This is a genomic window from Rhodococcus tibetensis (assembly GCF_024438035.1).
Classification (GTDB): domain Bacteria; phylum Actinomycetota; class Actinomycetes; order Mycobacteriales; family Mycobacteriaceae; genus Rhodococcus_F; species Rhodococcus_F tibetensis.
In genome coordinates this window covers 245706-266156 of sequence record NZ_JANFQF010000006.1, presented here as the reverse complement: position 1 = coordinate 266156, position 20451 = coordinate 245706, and the positions used below count along the sequence as shown (strand labels likewise).

Here is a 20451-nt window from a genome sequence, read left to right as displayed (position 1 = left end):
GTCTCATCCGTCGTCGCGGGCCTCGCGGTGAGCGCGCAGCTCTTTGATCTCGCGCGAAAAATCCTCCGCCGAGCTGAACGAGCGGTATACGGATGCGAATCGCAGATACGCGACCTCGTCGAGGTCCCGCAGGGGACCCAGGATGGCTAGTCCGACCTCGTTACTCGGGATCTCCGCAGAACCTGACGCCCGCACGGCGTCTTCGACCTGCTGGGCAAGAAGATTCAGTGCGTCGTTGTCGACCTGACGGCCCTGACAGGCACGACGAACCCCGCGCACCACTTTCTCGCGACTGAACGGTTCGGTGACGCCACTGCGCTTGACGACCGAGAGCACGGCGGTTTCCACGGTGGTGAAGCGGCGGCCGCATTCCGGACACGACCGTCGCCTGCGGATGGCCTGACCTTCGTCGGCTTCTCGGGAATCGACCACACGTGAATCGGGGTGCCGACAGAACGGGCAGTGCATGGCGATTCCTTCGTCGTAGCCGTCGTGGCCGCAACCTCTCGCCTCCCCCGATGGCGAACCGACGAATACGGATTCACACAGCGGATGCACGATCTCGACGCGACCACTCGAAGTGGTGGGACTGACAGCATTCGAGACTACTCGTCCGCCGGTCGGCGGAGTCATGCAGAGCCACCCCGATCACCGGGTGCCGGACGCGGGAACGATCAACGTCTGCCCCGGATACACGGCGGAGTTCGACATGGCATTGAGTTCCATGATCCGCTCGACCACCTGGGCCACCGGACGTTCGGGTGAGATAGTCGCGGCCACGACAGCGAGGCTTTCCCCCTCCCGCACGTGAATGACCTCCGTGGCGCCCGACGATCCCATGCTTTCGGTGGCGGCCAGCTGCGCCACCCCGACGAGCCCCACGAGGACCCCGGCCGTGATCACGACGCTCGCCAGCACCATCCGCCACCCCACCTCGCTTCCGCGATGCGCATGCTCGGCGCGAGACACCCGTGACCGGGCGGAGCCGTACGCGACCGTTCCGGCCGCGGGACGACGAAGATCGCCCTCGACGAAAGGCCGGCGAGGTTCAACCCGGTAAGGGCGACCCTGACGCGAGCGGACGACCCGCGAGCGTACGACGCCCGACCGAACAAAACGCCGGTCGAGTGCCTGTCGATCCAGGACGGCCTGGTCGTTCAGAACTGACTGCCGATGGAGAACTGCGTCGCTCATCGGTACCTCCGCTGCTCGAATCCGTTTCCGTCCCGCCAGGCGTTGCGTCTGCCGGGTGTTCGATCACGCGTTCGAAAGAACACATGTTCGATTTCTACCACGTCGGTCCGACAATGTCTTCACTCCGGCCCGCTCGACTCGTCCACGACACAGGTCGAACAGGTGTTTGATACTGCGGCGGAACCGGGATAGATTCGAGGCACACGGCACAACAGTCACTTGCGACCCATTCCGATCAGATCCAACGACAGAAGTTCCACACGACAGAAGTTCGACACCACAAACGGAGGCCCCTCGCCATGAAGGACGACAGCTCGACCGACGGTTCGGCTCCACGGGTGAGCGGCGGCGCCCCCGCCGGGTTGACTGATCGGCAGCGCCGCGTCCTCGAGGTGATCCGCACGTCCGTGAACGAACGAGGCTATCCGCCGAGCATCCGCGAAATCGGTGACGCAGTGGGCCTCACGTCGACTTCGTCGGTCGCCCATCAGCTCCGCACGCTCGAGCGCAAGGGCTTCCTGCGCCGCGATCCCAATCGTCCGCGCGCCGTCGACGTGCGCGGCCTGGACGAGGTTGCCGCAGGCGCCGCCGCGAATGCCGCCAATGCGGGGAATGCTGCGCGCGCCACCACCGCCCCGCTGGCTGCGGTTCCGTCCGGTGTCGACGGCGCACCGCTACCGGAGCCGACCTTCGTGCCAGTTCTCGGCCGGATCGCCGCCGGTGGCCCCATCCTGGCGGAAGAGGCCGTCGAAGACGTCTTCCCGCTTCCCCGCGAGCTCGTGGGCCAAGGGTCGTTGTTCCTGCTGAAGGTGGTGGGCGAGTCGATGATCGACGCCGCCATCTGCGACGGCGACTGGGTGGTGGTGCGCCAGCAGAACGTCGCGGAGAACGGTGACATCGTCGCCGCGATGATCGACGGCGAGGCCACTGTGAAAACCTTCAAGCGCACGAAGAACGAGGTGTGGCTGATGCCCCACAACGCATTGTTCGAGCCGATCCCCGGCAACGAGGCCGTGATTCTGGGCAAGGTCGTCACCGTGATGCGCAAGATCTAGCGAGAAGGAGAGCTCTCGCACGAAAGAGCCCGCGGCGCGTGCCGCGGGCTCTTTCGGTCTTCTCGGAGGTCCCTGACTGGGTCAGAGATTCAGGCCCCGACCGATGATCTCCTTCATGATTTCCGTGGTTCCGCCGTAGATGGTCTGCACACGAGAATCCATGTAGGCCTTGGCGATCGGGTACTCCTTCATATACCCGTACCCGCCGTGCAGCTGCAGGCACCGGTCGATGAGCCGGACCTGGGCTTCGGTGGTCCACCACTTGGCCATGGCGGCTTCCTGGACGGAGAGCTTCTCGTCGTTGAGCAGTTCGATGAACTTGTCGACGAGAACGCGCACGGCCGTTGTCTCGGTGGCGAGCTCGGCAAGCACGAATCGCGTGTTCTGGAAGCTGCCGATGGACTTGCCGAAGGCCTTCCGGTCGCGGCAGTACTGGATCGTCATCTCCAGCGCCGACTCCATGGCGGCTGCGGCCACCACGGCGATCGACAGGCGCTCCTGCGGAAGATTCTTCATGAGGTAGAGGAAGCCCATTCCTTCCTCGCCGAGCAGGTTCGCCGCCGGAACACGTACATCGGTGAAGCTCAATTCTGCTGTGTCCTGGGCTTTCATACCGATCTTGTCCAGGTTGCGGCCGCGCTCGAACCCATCCATTCCCCGTTCGACGACGAGGAGGCTGAATCCCTGCGCACCCTTGTCGGGATCGGTACACGCGACGACGATTACAAGGTCTGCGTTGATGCCGTTGGTGATGAAGGTCTTCGAGCCGTTGAGCACCCAGTCGTCACCGTCCCGGACTGCACGGGTCTTGATTCCCTGCAGATCACTGCCGGTGCCGGGTTCGGTCATCGCGATCGCCGTGATCAGCTCGCCGGAGGCGAAGCCGGGCAGCCAGCGCTGCTTCTGCTCCTCGTTGGTGAGTTCGAGCAGGTAGGGAGCCACCACGTCGTTGTGCAGCGTGAAGCCGATGCCGCTGTAGCCCCCGCGCGTGGTCTCTTCGGTGACGATCGCGTTATACCGGAAGTCGCGGACTCCGCCACCGCCGAATTCCTCCGGCACCGCCATTCCGAGGAAACCCTGCTTACCGGCCTCTACCCACAGGCTGCGGTCGACGATGTTCTGCTCTTCCCACTGGGCATGGTTGGGCTCGGCGTGTTGGGCGAGAAACTTTCGGTACGACTCCCGGAACAGGTCGTGCTCCGGTTCGAACAGGGTGCGCTCCACGCCGACTCCTCATATCAAACTTGTTCGGGTACGTCTCGTTCGACGGTAGAGGTGGGGGACGCAGCGGTGAAGGACCCAGGTGATCGCGATTCGTGACCCATCCGGTCGGTCAGGACCTGCGGATCTTCGCGAGCGACCGCATGACGGGATAGGCGACGAGGATGCCGATGGAACCCCAGGCGATTCCGCCCAGCTCCACCGAACCCATCGTCAGCGTGAGGTCCCCGATGCCGGCGACCAATGCTGCGGCCACGACGGTCAGGTTCACCGGGTCGGTGAAATCGACTTTCGCCTCCATCCAGATGCGTACGCCGAGGACGCCGATCAGCCCGTACAGCACCAGTGTGGCGCCGCCGATGACACCGCTGGGGACTGTGAAGACCAGGGCGCCGAACTTGGGCGAAAACGCCAGGACCACGGCCGTGGCGGCGGCGACCCAGTACGCGGCCGTCGAGTAGACCCGTGTTGCTGCCATGACCCCGATGTTCTCGGCGTAGGTGGTGGTGCCGGAACCACCGCCGAAACCTGCCAGTGTGGTGGCAAGTCCGTCGGCGACGAGCGCGTCGCCGGCAACGTCGTCGAGTGAGCGGCCCGTCATTGCGGACACCGCTTTCACGTGGCCGACGTTCTCGGCGACGAGGACGATGACAACGGGCAGTGTCAGCGCGATCACGGACCATTCGAATGTGGGCCCGCGCAATTCGGGCATTCCGAACCAGGCGGCGTCGCGCAGAGCGGTCACGCGTTCGTCGGCGAGGCCGCCGCTGGTTGCCGCGAAGATCCAGCCGACGACGACGCCCATCAGGATCCCGAGGCGGCCCAGCAGTCCGGGTCCGAGAACGGTGACGAGGAGAATCGCCAGCAGGGTGACACCCGCAACGAGGGGTTGTGACTCGAACGAGCCGACCGCTGTCGGAGCGAGATTGAGTCCGATCAGCGCCACGACGGCGCCCGTGACGACAGGTGGCATGATCGCGTCGATCACTCGGGAGCCCGCCAACTTCACGGCCACACCGACCAGCAGCAGGAGCGCACCCGCCGCCACCACCCCGCCGAGCTGCGCGGCGGGGCCGGATCCCTGGGATGCCGTCAACGGGGCGATGAACGCGAAAGAGGAACCGAGGTAACTGGGAATGCGGCCGCGGGTGAGAAGCAGGAAGAGCGCCGTTCCGATCCCCGAGAACAGCAGCGTGGTAGTGACCGGGAAGCCGGTGATCGTCGGCACCAGGAGGGTGGCACCGAACATCGCGATGACGTGCTGCATCCCGATCCCCACCGTGCGGGGCCACGTCAGACGCTCGGCGGGTGCAACCACGTCGCCGTCGGCAATCCGCCTACCGTCGCCGTGCAGGGACCACCCGAAGGACTTCGTGGTGGCGGCCCCCTCGGGAGCGCCGCCGACCGGCCCGTCAGGGGCGTCGGTTTCTCTTCTCGTCACAGTTGGCCAATAGTAGGGACGGTCTGCGATTTTCGCGCCGCCGGGACCGAATCGGCGCTCGAGGAGCGCCGTCAGCCCAGCACGCGGGCGGCAACGTTCCGCGCCTCCACGGGATCGCTGGTGGTCAGCACCTCCTCGGCGGCACGACGGCACTGCTCCTCGGATACTGTCCCCACCTTGGCACCCACACCGGACACCGCAGCCCCTGCGCAGGACAAGGACGTCACCCCGAGCCCTACCAGTACGCAGGCGAGGAGCGGGTCTGCTGCTGCCTCACCGCACACACCCACAGGTTTGCCGGCCGCAAGTCCCGCCGCGGCCGTGCGCGCCACGAGGTCGAGTACCGCCGGCTGCCATGGATCGGTGAGCGCCGCGAGTTCGGAGGACATGCGGTCGGCAGCCATCGTGTACTGCGCAAGGTCATTCGTGCCGATGGACAGAAAGTCGACGTGCCGGAGCAGTCGGTCCGCGAGCAGCGCAGCGGCGGGTACTTCGATCATCACGCCGGGGGTCAGACCCCGTGCCCGTACCTCAGCGGCGAAGCTTTCGGCCTCCGCGGCGGTGGCGATCATCGGCGCCATCACCCACGGCTGCGACTGCGTCTGTTTCGCTGCGGCAGCGATGGCGTCGAGTTGCCTACCGAGAATGCCTGGATTCTGCGCCGCGATGCGGATCCCGCGGACGCCGAGGGCCGGGTTCGCCTCGTCGGGGGAACTCGCGAAGCGCAGCGGCTTGTCCGAACCGGCATCCAATGTGCGGATCACCACCTTCCGATCGGAAAACGCCTCGAGCACCTCCGCATAGATTTCCGCTTGCTCGTCGACACCGGGTTCGGAATCACGGTCGAGGAAGCACAACTCGGTCCGGAAGAGGCCGACGCCCTCGGCGGCAGTCTCCCGTGCAGATCTGGCGCCGGCGCCGTCCTGCACGTTGGCGAGGATCGACACGGGGCGGCCGTCACTCGTCTGACCCGGACCCGACCATGACGAGATTCTCGCCCACTCTGCCCGGCCGTGTTCGACGGCTGCCCGCGCTTTTTCGGGATCCGGTTCCACCACCAGTTCGCCCGCCGCACCGTCGAGCAGCACGGGGGTACCGGCTGGCACCGCCTCGAGATCGTGTACTGCCACCACGCACGGAATGCCGAGCTGCCGCGCAATGATCGCGGTGTGGCTCGTCGGTCCCCCGAGCAAGGTGACGAGGCCGACGATCGACGCGGGGTCGAGGCCCGCGGTGTCGGCTGGAGCCAGATCCCGGGCACACAGAATCGACGGCGCGTCGGGAACGGGAATGCCGGGTTCGGGTAGTCCCCGAAGCTCCGACACGACCCGGTCGCGGATGTCGCGCAGGTCGGTCACGCGTTCGGCCATCAGCCCACCCATCTTGGTGAAGAGCGTGGCGAACTGCTCGGTTGCTTCCGACGCCGCTTCTTCGGCCGGCGTCCCACCGGCGATGAGTTTCGAAGCGGCGCCGAGCCAGCCGCGGTCCGCCGCCATGGCCGCGTTGGCCTGTAAGACCTCCGCCGCCGCTCCGGACACTGTGGCTGCACGATCGCGCAGGCGCTGGGCCACCACGGCCGCGGCCTCCTCGAAGCGGGCCTTCTCCTGGTCACGCCGGGACTCGTCGACCCTCGGCAGGCCCCCGGTGACTTCGGGCCGGGCGGCAGGCCAGATGACCGGCGCATAGGCGATGCCTGGCACCACCGGGGTACCTCGCACGATTTCACGGTTCTCGGTCATCGGGTCCTCCTGGCCGCTTCGTTCTGTTCGTCACGCCGCTCGCGATCGCATCAGCTCTGTGACGGAGATTACTCTCAACTCTTGACATGTCAACACAGTCGGGCGTAAAACAACATGACACAACATTTCGTGTGATGCGGACCATATCGGATTCCTCACCCGAACATCTACGAGACAAGAACGGGGAGACGGTGTACCCGGAAGAACGTCAGCAGGCAGTCACCACACTGATCTCACAACGTGGCCGCATGTCGGTCACGGATCTCTCCGACACCTTCGGCGTCACCACCGAGACGGTGCGGCGCGACCTCGCCCTGCTCGAGCGGTTGGGACACGTCCGCCGAGTGCACGGTGGTGCGGTACCCGCAGGATCCCTCACCGTCACCGAACCGGGTATGACGGAGAGGGACCACACCCGCGCCGAGCAGAAGGACCGGATCGCCAAGCGCGCCGCCGCCTACCTGCCCCCCTCCGGCGGAAGTGTGCTGTTCGACGCAGGAACGACGACCGGCCGGATCATCCCGGAACTTCCGTCCGACGCAGACCTCACGGTGATCACGAACTCCGTGCCGATCGCCGCCCGGCTCGCCGGACTGAACTCGGTCACCCTTCACCTTCTCGGTGGCCGGGTACGCGGCATCACCCAGGCCGCCGTCGGCGAGGAAGCACTGCGCATCCTCGACGTTCTGCGCGTGGACGTCGCGTTCATCGGCACCAACGCCCTCAGCGTCGGCCACGGCCTGTCGACCCCGGACACCGACGAGGCGGCAGTGAAGCGGGCGATGGTCCGATGCGCCAACCACGTCGTCGTAGTAGCCGACTCCTCCAAGGTGGGGCGCGAGCACCTCGTGAGCTTCGCACCCATCCACAGTGTCGACATTCTCGTCACCGATGCCGAGATCAGTACCGCAGACCGAGCCCATTTCCACGACCAGGGAATCGAGGTGGTGATCGCATGATCGTCACGCTGACCGCCAATCCGAGTATCGACCGCACCGTCACCCTCGGGGGACGGCTGGTACGCGGATCCGTCCTTCGCGCGGCCGCGACCCACAACGATCCGGGCGGCAAGGGCGTCAACGTGGCCCGGGCACTGACCTCGGCCGGTGTCGCGGCAGTGGCGATCCTCCCCGCCAACGCCGGCGATCCGTTGCCCTCCGCCCTCGCGGAGAACAGGATCGAACACGTCACGGTGGCCATGTCCGGTTCGGCCCGCACCAACATCACGATCACCGAGCCCGACGGCACCACCACGAAGATCAACGAACCCGGTGTCCCGATGACGGCACAGTCTCTCACCGACCTGCACACCGCGATCTCGGAGTTCGGCGCGCGTGCCGACTGGGTCGTGCTGGCCGGTTCGCTTCCGCCGGGCGTCCCGGCCGACTGGTATGCCACCCTCGTCGAGTCGCTGCGCTCGGCGTCCTGCAAAGTGGCGGTCGACACCTCCGACGCTCCCCTGCTGGCCCTCGCAGAGCGCTTTCCCACCGCTGCACCGGACCTCGTCAAACCGAACAGCGAGGAACTCGCCCAGCTCACCGGATACGACGGGCATCTACTGGAAGAGGCCGCGCTGCAAGGTGATCCGGCTGCTGCCGCCCGTGCAGGCAGGCTCCTGCTCGATCGAGGGGTCGAGACAGTGCTCGTCACGCTGGGAGCGGCCGGTGCAGTTCTCGTGACAAACGACGGTTCCTGGTGGGCGACGCCTCCGCCCATCGTTGCGCGCAGCACCGTCGGCGCCGGTGATTCTTCGCTGGCCGGCTATCTGGCGGCGCACGTGGCGGGTGCGCCACCCCCGGAATGCCTACGATCCGCCGTCGCCTACGGCAGCGCGGCGGCAGCCCTTCCCGGTACCACCCTGCCGAGTCCCGAGCACGTGCACACGGACGCCGTCACCGTCACCGCCCTTACTACCCCCGCCCCCGATCCGGCCTGACCCGAAGGACACACCATGTCTCACTCCACTCCCGACCGCGATTCGGGGCCGCAGATCATCAGTGAAGATCTGATCTCCCTGGATTCCGACCTCGGATCCTCCAAGGAGGACGTGATCTCTGCGCTCTCCACCCGATTGGCCGACACCGGCCGCGCCACCGATGCCGGCGCTCTCCGCGACGCAGCATTGGCACGTGAATCACAGTCCGCGACAGGTCTTCCCGGCGGAATCGCCATTCCCCACTGCCGCGCGGCGGCGGTGGAGACCGCCTCTCTCGGATTCGCCCGGCTCGATCCCAAGGTCGACTTCGGCGCCCCCGACGGTCCCGCCGACCTGGTCTTCCTCATCGCCGCCCCGGAGGGCGCCGGGGCGGAGCACATGAAGTTGCTCTCGTCTCTTGCCCGGGCGCTGGTGCGTCCCGATTTCGTGAACGCTCTGCGGGGGGCGTCCGCCCCGGCCGACGTGGTCACCCTCGTCGAGGACGTGCTGTCCCCGGCACCGTCCACCCCCGCGGCGTCGACGCCCGCGCCGACACCGACCCCGGCGCCGACACCCGCAGCTGCTTCCTCAGCACCGGAACCAGCTGCCGAGGAGAAGCCTCGGCACATCGTCGCTGTCACGGCCTGCCCCACCGGAATTGCGCACACCTATATGGCTGCCGACTCTCTGGTCGCCGCCGGTGAACGCGCGGGGGTGAAGGTCCATGTCGAGACGCAGGGATCGAGTGGCAGCACGCCCCTCGCCCCCGGACTGATAGCCGGCGCCTCCGCGGTCATCTTCGCTACCGACGTCGGTGTGAAGGGCAAGGAGCGGTTCTCGGGCAAGCCCGTGGTCGCGTCCGGTGTCAAGCGCGCGATCAACGAGCCCGACGTGATGATCACCGAGGCTTTGCGGGCCGGTATGAACCCGTCTGCGGCGACCGTGGCGGGCAGCGCATCCGCCGATTCTGCGGAACCGGCCGGCTCGATCGGCTGGGGCACCCACCTGCGTCAGGTGCTCCTGACCGGTGTGAGTTACATGATCCCGTTCGTCGCCGCGGGCGGCTTGCTGATCGCCCTCGGATTCCTGCTCGGCGGATACGAGATCTCCGGGCCCGCCGAGGACATCGTCCTGAACAATTCTCTCGGCAGCCTGCCCGACGGCGGTCTCACCACCTACCTGGGCGCAGTGCTCTTTCAACTCGGTTCGCTGGCATTCAGCTTCCTCGTTCCGGCCTTGGCCGGCTACATCGCCTTCGCGATAGCCGACCGACCGGGTATCGCGCCCGGTTTCACCGCCGGCGCGGTAGCAGTGTTCGTCGGAGCCGGCTTCATCGGCGGCCTGGTCGGCGGCCTGATTGCAGGTGTCATCGCCTTGTGGATCAGCCGGATCGCCGTTCCTCAGTGGTTGCGCGGCCTCATGCCGGTGGTCATCATCCCGCTCTTCGCGACGCTCATCGTGGGTGCGCTGATGTTCCTGGTGCTCGGCCGTCCCCTCGCCGCCATCACGTCCGGCCTGACCGACTGGCTCAACGGGCTGTCCGGCAGCTCGGTCATTTTCCTCGGCATCATCCTCGGACTGATGATGTGCTTCGACCTCGGTGGTCCGGTCAACAAGGCCGCCTATGCCTTCGCGGTGGCGGGGCTCAACGTCAACGATCCCGCCTCGCTTCGCATCATGGCTGCCGTCATGGCGGCAGGAATGGTCCCGCCGCTGGCCATGGCTCTCGCCTCCACCATTCTGCGACCGAGCCTGTTCAGTGAGGCGGAACGGGAGAACGGTAAGGCTGCCTGGCTCCTGGGTTCGGCGTTCATTTCCGAGGGCGCCATTCCGTTCGCCGCCGCCGATCCCCTGCGCGTGATCCCGTCGATGATGGCAGGGGGCGCTGTCACCGGCGCTCTGGTCATGGCCTTCGATGTAAGCCTCAGCGCACCCCACGGCGGAATCTTCGTATTCTTCGCCATAGGCAACCTGCTGTGGTTCCTCGTCTCGCTGGCCGCCGGCGTGGTCGTAGCCGCGTTGTGCGTCGTCGGAGCCAAGGAATTCATCAAGCCCGGCGCGTCCGACGCCGAACTCGACCCCGACGTTGCGACGGTCGCAGCGTAGGAAACAACCCCGTCAGACAAGCACCAACCTACGCAAGGAGAGATCCCATGCCCAGCACCACAGTCGCTGTCGGTTCGTCCATCGGACTGCACGCCCGCCCCGCCGCCGTCATCGCCGAAGCGGTTGCCGCTGCGGGAGTTCCCGTCACCCTGTCGGTGGCGGACGGCGAACCGGTCGACGCCGGCTCCGCGCTTCTCATCATGACGCTCGGCGCCACCAAGGGCACCGACGTGACGGTGACCAGCGACGATGCGGATGCTGTCGAGAAAGTGGCTCAGCTCGTGGCAGCAGACCTCGACGCGTAAACCCGAACCCCGAGGTCGTCCTGTTCTGCCCCTCCGGAGCCCTGCCGTGCCGCCCACTCGGCCGGGCAGGGCTCCGGAGGCGTTGCTTGCTACACAGCGCCGCCAGCTTCGACGGCGTTCAATCGGGCTTGCAGATGCAGGCGTTCGGGTTCGGTACCCACAAGGACGAGCGCGTCCCGGTACGCTGCCGCGGCCTCGGGAAACCGGCCGAGGCGGCGCAGCAGCTCACCCCGGGTAGCTGGATAGGGGTAGTAGCCGCGGAGCCGGGGCTCGCCGTTCAGCTCGTCCAACAACGCCAACCCTGCCTCGGCGCCGTCGCGCATCGCCACTGCGGCGGCCCGGTTGAGGGCTACCACGGGCGACGGCGCGATCGCGGACAGGACGTCGTAGAGTGCCACGATCTGCGGCCAATCGGTGGTCAGCACGGCTGCCGCCTCGTCGTGCAGCGCAGCGATCGCCGCTTGCACCCCGTAGGGTCCGGGTGGGCCACCGGTCAGCGCGGTCAGCACCAGCGCACTGCCCTCCTCGATCGCCGCACGATCCCAGCTTCCGCGGTCCTGGTCGTCGAGCAGCACGATCTCGCCGCCCGGGCCGGTTCTGGCCTCGCCGCGCATGAATCAGCAGCATCAGCCCGAGGAGCCCGGCAACCTCCCGCTCTGCCGGTAACAACTTACGCAGGATGCGTGCCAGGCGGATCGCTTCCTCGGTGAGACCGAGCCGTTGCAGGTCCGGGCCTGAACTCGCTGCGTAACCCTCGGTGAAGATCGAATAGATCACTTGGAGCACTCCCGGCAGACGTTCCGGGAGCTCGTCGGCGCCGGGGACGCGGAACGGGATCCGAGCCTCGCGAATCTTCTTCTTCGCCCGCACGATCCGCTGGGCCATCGTCGCTACCGGAACGAGGTATGCCCGCGCGACCTCCGGCGTCGTCAGGCCGGCGAGGCAACGCAGCGTCAGGGCACCCCGATCCTCGGCGGGGAGCGCCGGATGGGCGCAGGTGAAGAAGAGTTGCAGCCGCTCGTCCGACAGGCCGGTGCCGACATCTGCGGGTGGGGCAGGATCGGCGCGGTCCGCCTCGACCTGCAGGACTGCGAGCCGGGCGGCATAGGCCTTGTCCCGCCGCAACCGGTCGACCGCCCGCCGTCGCGCTGTGGTCAGAAGCCACGCCCCCGGCTTGGCCGGCACACCTTGCACCGGCCAATGCACGAGGGCAGCCTCAATGGCTTCGGAGGAGACCTCTTCGGCCAGGTCGAGATCGCCGAAGCGGCGGACGAGGGACGCCAGCAGCCGACCACGTTCCTCCCGGAACACGGACTCGACGGACCTTTCGGTACCGAGCGTCCCTTCGTCGTTCACGGTCAGACCCCGAAGTCGGCGATCGGCCGCACGACCACGGAACCTCCCCCGCGTGCGCCGGGACAGCGAGCTGCCCAGTCGAGCGCGACGTCGAGGTCCGGTACGTCGATGACATAGAAGCCGCCCAGCACCTCGCGTGTCTCGGCGAACGGTCCGTCCGTGGTGATCGACCGGTCCCCGTCCGGCCCGACACGCACGGTCGTAGCGGTGGTCAGGTCGGCCAGCGACTCACTCGCGACCAGAATGCCCGCCTCGGTGACCTGCTTGTCGTAGACCATCCAGTCTTCGACGGTGCACTGGGAGGCCGCATCCGCCGAAGCGGCGTTGATCAGCATCATGTACTTCATGTTCGACTCCTGTTGTCCGCTGTGGTGCCGTGGTCCGGCGGGTTGCCGTACACCATGACGACGAACAGGACGCAGCCGAATCGACACGTCCCTGAGAGAAATTCTGGGCGATTGGCCATTGCGCCGCACCATTCAACGGGTGCGACGACGCAACGCATAGGCCACGATCGCGAAAAGCCCGCACACCGCCAGTGCCACCACTGCGATCGACAACCCGCCGGAAGAGCTCTTCTCCTCGTCAGTGACCGCCTCGGAAGTGGCCTGATCCTGCGCCATCGACACCGCGCCTCGCAGCACCTGCACGGGCGGTATGGGACCGTCCCTCGCCTCGGAAGCGATGAGAAGGTCTCCGTCCTCGGTGAACGTCACGGCTTCCCCCTGCGGCTGCGCGGGCACGTGCACCCGGACAGCGGGACCCGAAGCCAGAGCCGCGGCGACATCGCCGTCCGGTGCGGCGAACAGGAACACATCGGAGTAACTGCGCACGGCCGCAACGGTTCCGTCTGCGGACACCGCACCTCCGGTGAACATGGACGAGTACACGGACGGCGCCGTGGTCCCGGCGCCGGTTGTCGCGTTTTCGGCGCCGGTCGGTTCCGCGACATCGAGTGTCCCCACCCTTTCGAGCGGGGTCGGTCCGGGACTTGCCAAGGCATCGACGGGAAGTCCTCCCGCAGGCCGGTACACAGTGCCCGGTCCGAAGATCTCTTTCGTCACGATCAACGCAGTGCCGTCACGCTGAATCAACACCGTCTCGGCGTCGTGGGCTCCGTCCGGATACGTGAGGCGGTGCAGTTGCCCTGCTCCGGTCTCCGGATCCATCCCGATCAGCGCGACCGTCTCACGTGTGCGACCGTTGTCGCCGATGTCGGCCAGCCACACACGCCCGTCCGGACCTGTTGCCAGATCCTCGACGTCGTAGGGGTCGACGGGTACCGACAGCCAACGGGTGACCGCACAGTTGGCGTCCAGGTCCGCGACGGCACGATCGGAGCCGCTGTCTCCGACCGCGTAGAACCGACCCCCAGCCGACGCGAGTCCGGACAACTCCGCCAACGACGCTTCGTCCGGGATCGACCCGGAATCGGTTTCGTGTGGGGTGCAGAACGACTCGAAGCCGGACGCCTCGACCGTGATCTGATCACCCAGGGCAGGCTGCGCCGAGCCCGGCCCGGAAGTCGCCAGGAGTGCGCAGACGGCGACGACAGCGACCGCTCCTGCCGTGAACCACCCGGAGCGTTCAGGCACTGCCGGCGTACTGGAGCAGCGCCGACGCCAGGGCCTGCGGCACACGCGCGTGAACGAACGTGCCGTCCTCCTCGTGCGAGGATTCGATGATCTGTCCGTCGGAGTGGATCCGCGCCATGAGATCGCCCCGCGAATACGGCAGACGCACATTGACCTCGATCTCGGGCCTGAGCAGAACGTCGTCGAGTTGTGTCCGCAGTTCGGCGATTCCCTCACCCGTGCGAGCGGAGACGAACGCTGCACCGGGCAACAGTCCGCGCAGCTGAGTCAACGTGACCGGATCGGCTGCGTCGATCTTGTTCACCACGATGAGTTCGGGCGGCGCGGGTGCGTCGTTCTCCCGAATCACCTCGGTAACGACTGCATGGACGGCTCGAATCTGGTCGAGCGGCAACGGGTCGGACCCGTCCACCACGTGGAGCAGCAGATCCGCATCCGTCACTTCTTCGAGTGTGGAGCGGAAGGCCTCGATCAGCTGAGTGGGCAGGTGCCGCACGAAACCGACGGTGTCGGTGAGGATGTACTCGCGGCCGTCGTCGAGCGCAGCCCGGCGGGTGGTCGGGTCCAAAGTGGCGAACAGGGCATTCTGCACGAGCACGCCTGAGCCGGTGAGCGCGTTGAGCAGACTCGACTTGCCGGCGTTGGTGTAACCGACGATGGCGATCGACGGCACCTCGCTGCGCAGGCGGCGGGTGCGCTTGGTGTCGCGGGCGGCCTTCATACCTTTGATCTCGCGCCGCAGCTTCGCCATCCGCTCACGGATACGACGCCGGTCGGTCTCGATCTTGGTCTCACCGGGTCCGCGCAGACCCACACCACCGTTGCTACCGGCGCGACCACCGGCCTGCCGGGACATGGACTCGCCCCAGCCACGCAGGCGCGGCAGCATGTATTCCATCTGGGCGAGCGCCACCTGAGCCTTGCCCTCTCGGGAGGTGGCGTGCTGGGCAAAGATGTCGAGGATCAGGGCCGTCCGGTCGATGACCTTGACCTTGACGACCTTCTCCAGTGCGGTGAGCTGCGCAGGAGTGAGTTCACCGTCGCAGACGACGGTGTCCGCCCCCGTCGAGAGGACGACTTCACGCAGCTCCTGCGCTTTGCCCGAACCGATGTAGGTGGCGGCGTCGGGTTTGTCCCGCCGCTGCACGAGACCTTCGAGGACCTCGGATCCGGCTGTCTCGGCCAGAGCGGCCAGCTCGGCCATGCTCGACTCGGCCTGCGCGGCGGTGCCCTGGGTCCAGACACCGACCAGGACCACCCGTTCGAGTCGTAGCTGTCGGTACTCGACCTCGGTGACGTCGGTGAGTTCGGTGGACAGGCCGGCAACTCGGCGCAGCGCGCCGCGATCCTCGAGTTGCATCTCGCCGACCGAGGGTCGCCCATCCTCGTGGGCGAACTCACCGGAGTCCGAGATCGGCGTTTCTTCTGTGCGATGTGATTTCGTCATACACGCTCATGATCCCACGGAATGTCGAGGGTGCGCACGTCCATTTCGCGCAGGGCGATCAGGTGAGAGCGTTCCACCACGAATCGTCGATACTGCCCGACGCCACCAGGACGGACGGTCCGCGCAGGGTCGCCCGGCCCTCGGACACGGCAACAGTGACCTGACCACCGGGAATGCGAACGACGACCTCACCCGAATCAGAGCCTTCGTGGCGTAACGCGGCGGTGGCCGCCGCGACGGTCCCGGTTCCGCACGACCGCGTCTCCCCGACCCCACGCTCGTGGACCCGCATGTCGACGGCACCGGAATCGATCCGGGTGAGGATTTCCACGTTGACGCCGTGCGGGAAGAAGCCTGGGTCGAAGCCGGGGGCGGCGGTGAGGTCGAGCGCCGAGAGGGATGCGGCGGTGAGGTGGGGGTCGACGCACGCCAGGTGCGGGTTCCCGACGTCGATGCCGATTCCGTTGAACACTTTGCCGTCGAGGGTGGCAGCACTCGATCCGAGGTCGCGAATCTTCCCCATGTCGACGGTGACGTCACCGAGCGGACCGTCGGAGGAGTGGACGACGACGGGCTTACCCCCGGCACGACTACCGACCACGAATTCCTCGCGTGTCTCGAGGCCGGTGGAGAGAAGGTAGTGGGCGAAGACCCGGACGCCGTTGCCACACATTTCGGCGAGGGAACCGTCCGCGTTGCGGTAATCCATGAACCAGTCGTCGGCGGACGTTCCCTCGGGCAGGTCGGCGAGAACACCGGCCTCGGCAAGCGCGCCTGCCTTGGCCACCCGCAGAACCCCGTCGGCGCCGAGTCCGCGCCGACGATCACAGAGCGCCTTCACCCGCGGCACCGTCAAGTCGAGACGCACGTCGGGATCCGGGAGAACGACGAAGTCGTTTTCGGTGCCGTGCCCCTTACTGAAGTCCATGGGTCCCACCTTATCCAACAGAGATGCTGGCCAACCCCGACCATGCGTCTCGGTGACCGCTCACCGTCGCTGCCGGGCGATCTCGTAGAGGGCCACGGCGCCGGCCGACGGTGCACCGAGCGAACTGGCCGCGCCGCCGATGGGGATGTTGACGACGGTGTCGCAAGCCGCACGCCACGCCGCGCTCATTCCCCGGGTCTCGTTGCCGACCACCAGAACCGTGCCCGTGGTGAAGTCGTGGGCGTCGATCGTGACGGAGCCGGTCTCGTCCGTGCCCACGAGGTGCAGATCGGTGCCGGCCGCTCGCCGCGTGTCCCGGAAGGCGAGGACGTCGTCGACCGACGAGACCGTGACGACCGGCATCGCGAAAAGCGATCCGGTGGAGGCGCGCACGCTCTGCGGGTCGAACGGGTCTGCTCCGTGACCGACCACGACCACCGCATCGGCGCCGAATGCGTTGGCGGACCGGACAAGGGTGCCGAGGTTGCCCGGCGAGCCCGGCCGATCGAAAACCACGATCAGTGGGCTCGCCTGCAGCCGAACGTCCTCCAGGCGTGGGGTGCGGATCTTCGCCACGGCGATCAGTTCCGGGGCGGTGTCGGCCTTCTCACCCAACTCCGCCATCAGTTCGGCACTGACGCCGATCTGTTCGATCGACAGGGCGGCTCGTAGGTTTCGGGCCCATTCCGACAGGGGCGGGCCGTCGATGCGGTACAGCAGCGATTCGAGCGGCCACTCGTGGTCGAGCGCCAGCGTGAGGGGTCGGACACCCTGAATCAGGAAACGTCCCGACTTCGAGCGTTTGCTGCGGTTGGTGAGGTAGGACTGCCACTGCTGGAAGCGGGCGTTGCGGGCGGTGACCAGCAGATTCGAGCCCTGACGGTTCCGTCCGGACGGCGTGCGGCTCATCGTTCTCCCGGGATCGGCGGCTGTTCCAGCATTCTGACGGTGGTGTCGGTGAGGTGAGGATCACTGCCGTCGACCCAGCGGATGCGCGCGTCCCGGCGGAACCACGACCGCTGACGGCGCACGTAACGACGGGTGCCGATGAACGTGCGTTCCCGTGCCTCGTCCAGATCGTATTCGCCGTCGATCCAAGCGAGTACCTGGGCGTACCCGATGGCGCGCGGTGCGGTCACCCCTTCGCGCAGGCCCACGTCGATCAGACCGCGCACCTCCTCCACGAGACCTCGGTCGAACATCAGCTCGGTTCGAATCCTGATGCGTTCGTCGAGTTCCGCGGTCTCTCGATCGACGCCGACGATGCTTGTGCCCCAACGCGGTTCGCCGATGCCCGGCGCAGACGCCGCGAATGGCCGACCGGTGATCTCGACGACCTCGAGGGCCCGCACCAGCCGTCTGCCGTCTGTCGGAAGGATGGATGCGGCGGCATCGGGATCCACCCGGCCCAGCTCGGCATGTACCGCGGCGACGCCGTGCTCGGCGAGAACGGCTTCCCACCGGGCGCGCACCGACGGGTCGGTGGCAGGGAAGCTCCACTCGTCGAGCAGGGACTGCACGTACATCATCGATCCGCCGACGATGATCGGAACGGCGCCGCGAGCCGCGATCGCCTCCACGTCGCGGACTGCCGCCTGCTGATAGTTCGCCACGGTCGCGGTCTCGGTCACATCGAGCACGTCGAGTTGATGGTGCACGATGCCGCGCCGCTCTTCGGGTGGCAGTTTCGCGGTGCCGATGTCCATCCCGCGATAGAGCTGCATCGCGTCGATGTTGACGATTTCCCCGCCCCACCGTTCGGCGAGGTCCAGCGCAAGGTCTGATTTGCCGGTGGCTGTAGGGCCGACGACCGCAACCGGAACCGGTGGCGTCACGGAAGCCACTCCCCTACGTGGTAAGCCACCCCGTACGGCGCCGCGCTGTAGAGCGTCCGGCAGGAGGCAGGCGACACGTCGAATACGCCGGCCAGAACCTGCCACGGTACCCGTCCGCCGAGGCCGAGTTCGCCGCACAGCCCTGGGTCGAGGGAGAGGAGCGCGTCGCGGTCGCCGGAGCCCAAGGCCGCATTCACTCGCGCCTGCACTCCCTCCGCGCGCGGGTCGAACGCACCGGGCGCCTTGGCGGTGAGGGTGTTGGCCCCGTCCGCGACGATCATCAGGCCGCGGGGTTCGCCGTCCCGATCGAGGAATTCGCGCAATGCCGCGCCGTACTCGGCGCACCGCTCGACCGGCAGGTCGGCGGCCAGTATGCGGGCTTCGACCACGGCGTCCGGCGCCCAGGTTCCACGTATCCATCCGGCCGTCAGTGCTGCGAGTGGCAGCTCGGGGTCCGGCTTCCCGGCGGTGCCGGGTCGCAGCGCGACCCGGACGTCGACGCCATAACCCAGGTAGGTGCCCTGCGCCTCGGAAGGCACATCGACGGTGGTGGTACCCGCTCCGACCACAACCCACTTCGAGGTGAGCGCTGACAGGGCCTTGGCGGCAACCCCGACCGCGTCCCTCAACGCCGCCGTCTCTGCAGCCGCTGCCCCAGCGAGTTCGGGAACCAGAAGCGGCGGTGACGGCACGAGAATTGCGGCGGTGAACACACGCGTCACGCTAGTCGACCGCCTCCGAGCACCCGACAGCCGATTCGGTGCCTGCACTCGTTCGGTACCAACGGTCCCCGTCTGACCTGATTCAATAGTCCCCAGAGTCCGTACCGGGTTGAATGGAACCAGCCCTCCGGGTCGGTATGGAGCCGGTAATGCGTTCAGGCAGCCGTGACGCGCGGCAGAGATGAGGAAGCGATGACCGACAGTAGCGACGCCCAGCCCGCCGTGGAGCCTGCCGCCGAGCAGCACGACACGCCGAAGCCGAGCGTCCCTAAACCGGGCGGCGCCGCAAAACCGGGTGCACCCAAGCCGGGCCCCACGCCTACGCACGCACTCTCCGCCCCCGCCGTCGCGGCCCCGCCCGGGAGCGACCCCAGCAAGTTCGGCCGGGTGGACGACGACGGCACCGCATGGGTCAGGACCGCCGACGGAGAGCGGCAGATCGGTTCGTGGCAGGCCGGGGACGCCGCCGAGGGGCTGGCGCATTTCGGTCGACGATTCGACGACCTCGCCACGGAGGTGGCACTTCTCGAGGCTCGGCTGAACTCCGGGGCCGGGGATGCGAAGAAGACCAAGGCCGCCGCACTCGCCCTCGTCGAATCGTTGCCGACCGCAGCGGTGATCGGTGACATCGATTCGCTCGCGGCCCGTCTCGACGCCGTCATCGCCGGCTCGGACGAGGCCGCCGCGCACGCGAAACACGAGAAGGAGAAGTCGCGGCAGGCCCACACCGAACGCAAGGAAGAACTGGCCGCCGAGGCCGAACGGATCGGCGCGGAATCCACGCAGTGGAAGGCGGCAGGTGATCGCCTCCGCGAAATCCTGGAAGAGTGGAAGACCATTCGCGGCATCGACCGGAAGGTCGACGATGCCTTGTGGAAGCGGTATTCCAAGGCACGGGAGGCGTTCAACCGGCGCCGCGGCGCGCACTTCGCCGAACTCGACCGAGAACGGGCGGCGGCGAAGACGAAAAAGGAAGAACTCGTCACCCGCGCGGAGGCGTTGGCCGACTCCACCGATTGGGGCCCCACCGCCGGTGCGTTCCGTGATCTCCTCGCCGAATGGAAGGCCGCGGGCCGCGCCCCACGCGAAGCTGACGACTCCCTGTGGAAGCGGTTCAAGGGCGCTCAGGACTTATTCTTCGCGGCGCGCAACGCCGCCTCCTCCGAACGCGACGCCGAGTTCGAGGAGAACGCGGTCGCCAAGGAGGAGCTGCTGAAGACCGCCGGAGACATCGATCCGACCAAGGACATCGACGCCGCCCGGGCCGCACTACGCGACTTGCAAGAAAAGTGGGACGCCATCGGCAAGGTGCCCCGCGAGCGGATGCACGACCTCGAGGGCAAGTTGCGGGCCATCGAAAAGCGCGTACGCGACGCCGCCGACGAACAGTGGCGACGCACTGATCCGGAGGCTCTCGCCCGGGCCGCGCAGTTCCGCGAACGCGTCACTCAGTTCGAGGAACAGGCCGCCAAGGCCACCGCGGCGGGTAAGACCAAGGACGCCGAGAGTGCGCTCGCTCAGGCCAGGCAGTGGCGTGAATGGGCTGAGGCCGCCGAGGGCGCCGTCAGCGGTCAGTAAGCCCCGAGGCGGGC

The 20451-nt window shown here is 67.2% G+C and carries 18 protein-coding genes and 1 pseudogene; 6 read left to right on the top strand and 13 right to left on the bottom strand.

The features are described from left to right. Positions 1-3: 3 nt before the first annotated feature. Together nrdR and NOF53_RS09730 are read right to left on the bottom strand one after the other, a co-directional pair. Complete coding sequence (gene nrdR, locus NOF53_RS09735; RefSeq protein WP_255967741.1) at positions 4-468, bottom strand: transcriptional regulator NrdR; 465 nt, start codon at positions 466-468, stop codon at positions 4-6. A gap of 180 nt (positions 469-648) precedes the next feature. Further along, positions 649-1194: a LysM peptidoglycan-binding domain-containing protein gene (locus NOF53_RS09730; protein ID WP_255967685.1), complete on the bottom strand. Its 546-nt coding sequence runs from the start codon at positions 1192-1194 to the stop codon at positions 649-651. 299 nt (positions 1195-1493) lie between these two features. Between NOF53_RS09730 and lexA the strand changes: the two genes are divergently transcribed. After that, on the top strand, positions 1494-2249 hold the full coding sequence (gene lexA, locus NOF53_RS09725) for a transcriptional repressor LexA (protein ID WP_255967683.1): 756 nt from the start codon (positions 1494-1496) through the stop codon (positions 2247-2249). 81 nt (positions 2250-2330) lie between these two features. On the opposite strand, the gene NOF53_RS09720 is transcribed toward lexA, so the two are convergent. The 3 genes from NOF53_RS09720 to ptsP all read right to left on the bottom strand — a co-directional run bounded on the left by NOF53_RS09720 (position 2331) and on the right by ptsP (position 6650). Next, entirely contained in the window at positions 2331-3473 is a 1143-nt protein-coding gene (locus NOF53_RS09720; protein ID WP_255967682.1) for an acyl-CoA dehydrogenase family protein, read from the bottom strand. A gap of 109 nt (positions 3474-3582) precedes the next feature. Next, on the bottom strand, positions 3583-4911 hold the full coding sequence (locus tag NOF53_RS09715) for a uracil-xanthine permease family protein (RefSeq protein WP_255967681.1): 1329 nt from the start codon (positions 4909-4911) through the stop codon (positions 3583-3585). Positions 4912-4982: 71 nt separating this feature from the next. Beyond that, on the bottom strand, positions 4983-6650 hold the full coding sequence (gene ptsP, locus NOF53_RS09710) for a phosphoenolpyruvate--protein phosphotransferase (RefSeq protein WP_255967680.1): 1668 nt from the start codon (positions 6648-6650) through the stop codon (positions 4983-4985). Between the two features lie 191 nt (positions 6651-6841). On the opposite strand from ptsP, the gene NOF53_RS09705 reads away from it, so the two are divergent. The 4 genes from NOF53_RS09705 to NOF53_RS09690 are packed head-to-tail and all read left to right on the top strand — an operon-like array spanning position 6842 to position 10976. Then, positions 6842-7609: a DeoR/GlpR family DNA-binding transcription regulator gene (locus NOF53_RS09705; RefSeq protein ID WP_255967739.1), complete on the top strand. Its 768-nt coding sequence runs from the start codon at positions 6842-6844 to the stop codon at positions 7607-7609. Then, positions 7606-8586 (top strand): 1-phosphofructokinase, encoded by a 981-nt coding sequence (gene pfkB, locus NOF53_RS09700; protein ID WP_255967678.1) that lies wholly within the window; start codon positions 7606-7608, stop codon positions 8584-8586. The genes NOF53_RS09705 and pfkB overlap by 4 nt, the downstream gene beginning before the upstream one ends. Before the next feature lie 15 nt (positions 8587-8601). Beyond that, entirely contained in the window at positions 8602-10671 is a 2070-nt protein-coding gene (locus NOF53_RS09695; protein ID WP_255967676.1) for a PTS fructose transporter subunit IIABC, read from the top strand. Between the two features lie 47 nt (positions 10672-10718). Beyond that, on the top strand, positions 10719-10976 hold the full coding sequence (locus NOF53_RS09690) for an HPr family phosphocarrier protein (protein ID WP_109330731.1): 258 nt from the start codon (positions 10719-10721) through the stop codon (positions 10974-10976). 89 nt (positions 10977-11065) lie between these two features. On the opposite strand, the pseudogene NOF53_RS09685 reads toward NOF53_RS09690, so the two are convergent. From NOF53_RS09685 to NOF53_RS09650, 8 genes and pseudogenes are all read right to left on the bottom strand, one after another. Next, a pseudogene (locus NOF53_RS09685) lies at positions 11066-12332 on the bottom strand (RNA polymerase sigma factor). Between the two features lie 2 nt (positions 12333-12334). Continuing rightward, positions 12335-12679 (bottom strand): YciI family protein, encoded by a 345-nt coding sequence (locus NOF53_RS09680; protein WP_255967674.1) that lies wholly within the window; start codon positions 12677-12679, stop codon positions 12335-12337. A gap of 132 nt (positions 12680-12811) precedes the next feature. Continuing rightward, entirely contained in the window at positions 12812-13927 is a 1116-nt protein-coding gene (locus NOF53_RS09675; RefSeq protein WP_255967672.1) for a hypothetical protein, read from the bottom strand. Next, positions 13920-15374: a GTPase HflX gene (gene hflX / locus NOF53_RS09670; RefSeq protein WP_255967670.1), complete on the bottom strand. Its 1455-nt coding sequence runs from the start codon at positions 15372-15374 to the stop codon at positions 13920-13922. Before hflX ends, NOF53_RS09675 begins: the two co-directional genes overlap by 8 nt. A 58-nt stretch (positions 15375-15432) precedes the next feature. Continuing rightward, complete coding sequence (gene dapF, locus NOF53_RS09665; protein ID WP_255967668.1) at positions 15433-16302, bottom strand: diaminopimelate epimerase; 870 nt, start codon at positions 16300-16302, stop codon at positions 15433-15435. 60 nt (positions 16303-16362) lie between these two features. Further along, positions 16363-17211 carry a TrmH family RNA methyltransferase gene (locus NOF53_RS09660; protein WP_255967666.1) on the bottom strand — a complete coding sequence of 283 codons (849 nt, stop codon included), beginning with the start codon at positions 17209-17211 and terminating at the stop codon, positions 16363-16365. After that, positions 17208-18137 carry a tRNA (adenosine(37)-N6)-dimethylallyltransferase MiaA gene (gene miaA, locus NOF53_RS09655; RefSeq protein WP_255967665.1) on the bottom strand — a complete coding sequence of 310 codons (930 nt, stop codon included), beginning with the start codon at positions 18135-18137 and terminating at the stop codon, positions 17208-17210. Before miaA ends, NOF53_RS09660 begins: the two co-directional genes overlap by 4 nt. Continuing rightward, positions 18134-18850 carry a class III extradiol ring-cleavage dioxygenase family protein gene (locus NOF53_RS09650; RefSeq protein ID WP_255967664.1) on the bottom strand — a complete coding sequence of 239 codons (717 nt, stop codon included), beginning with the start codon at positions 18848-18850 and terminating at the stop codon, positions 18134-18136. The genes miaA and NOF53_RS09650 overlap by 4 nt, the downstream gene beginning before the upstream one ends. Before the next feature lie 201 nt (positions 18851-19051). Here NOF53_RS09650 and NOF53_RS09645 point away from each other — a divergent pair, with 201 nt between their 5' ends. Next, positions 19052-20437, top strand: a complete 1386-nt coding sequence (locus NOF53_RS09645; protein WP_255967663.1) for a DUF349 domain-containing protein — start codon at positions 19052-19054, stop codon at positions 20435-20437. The last annotated feature ends 14 nt before the right edge of the window (positions 20438-20451 follow it).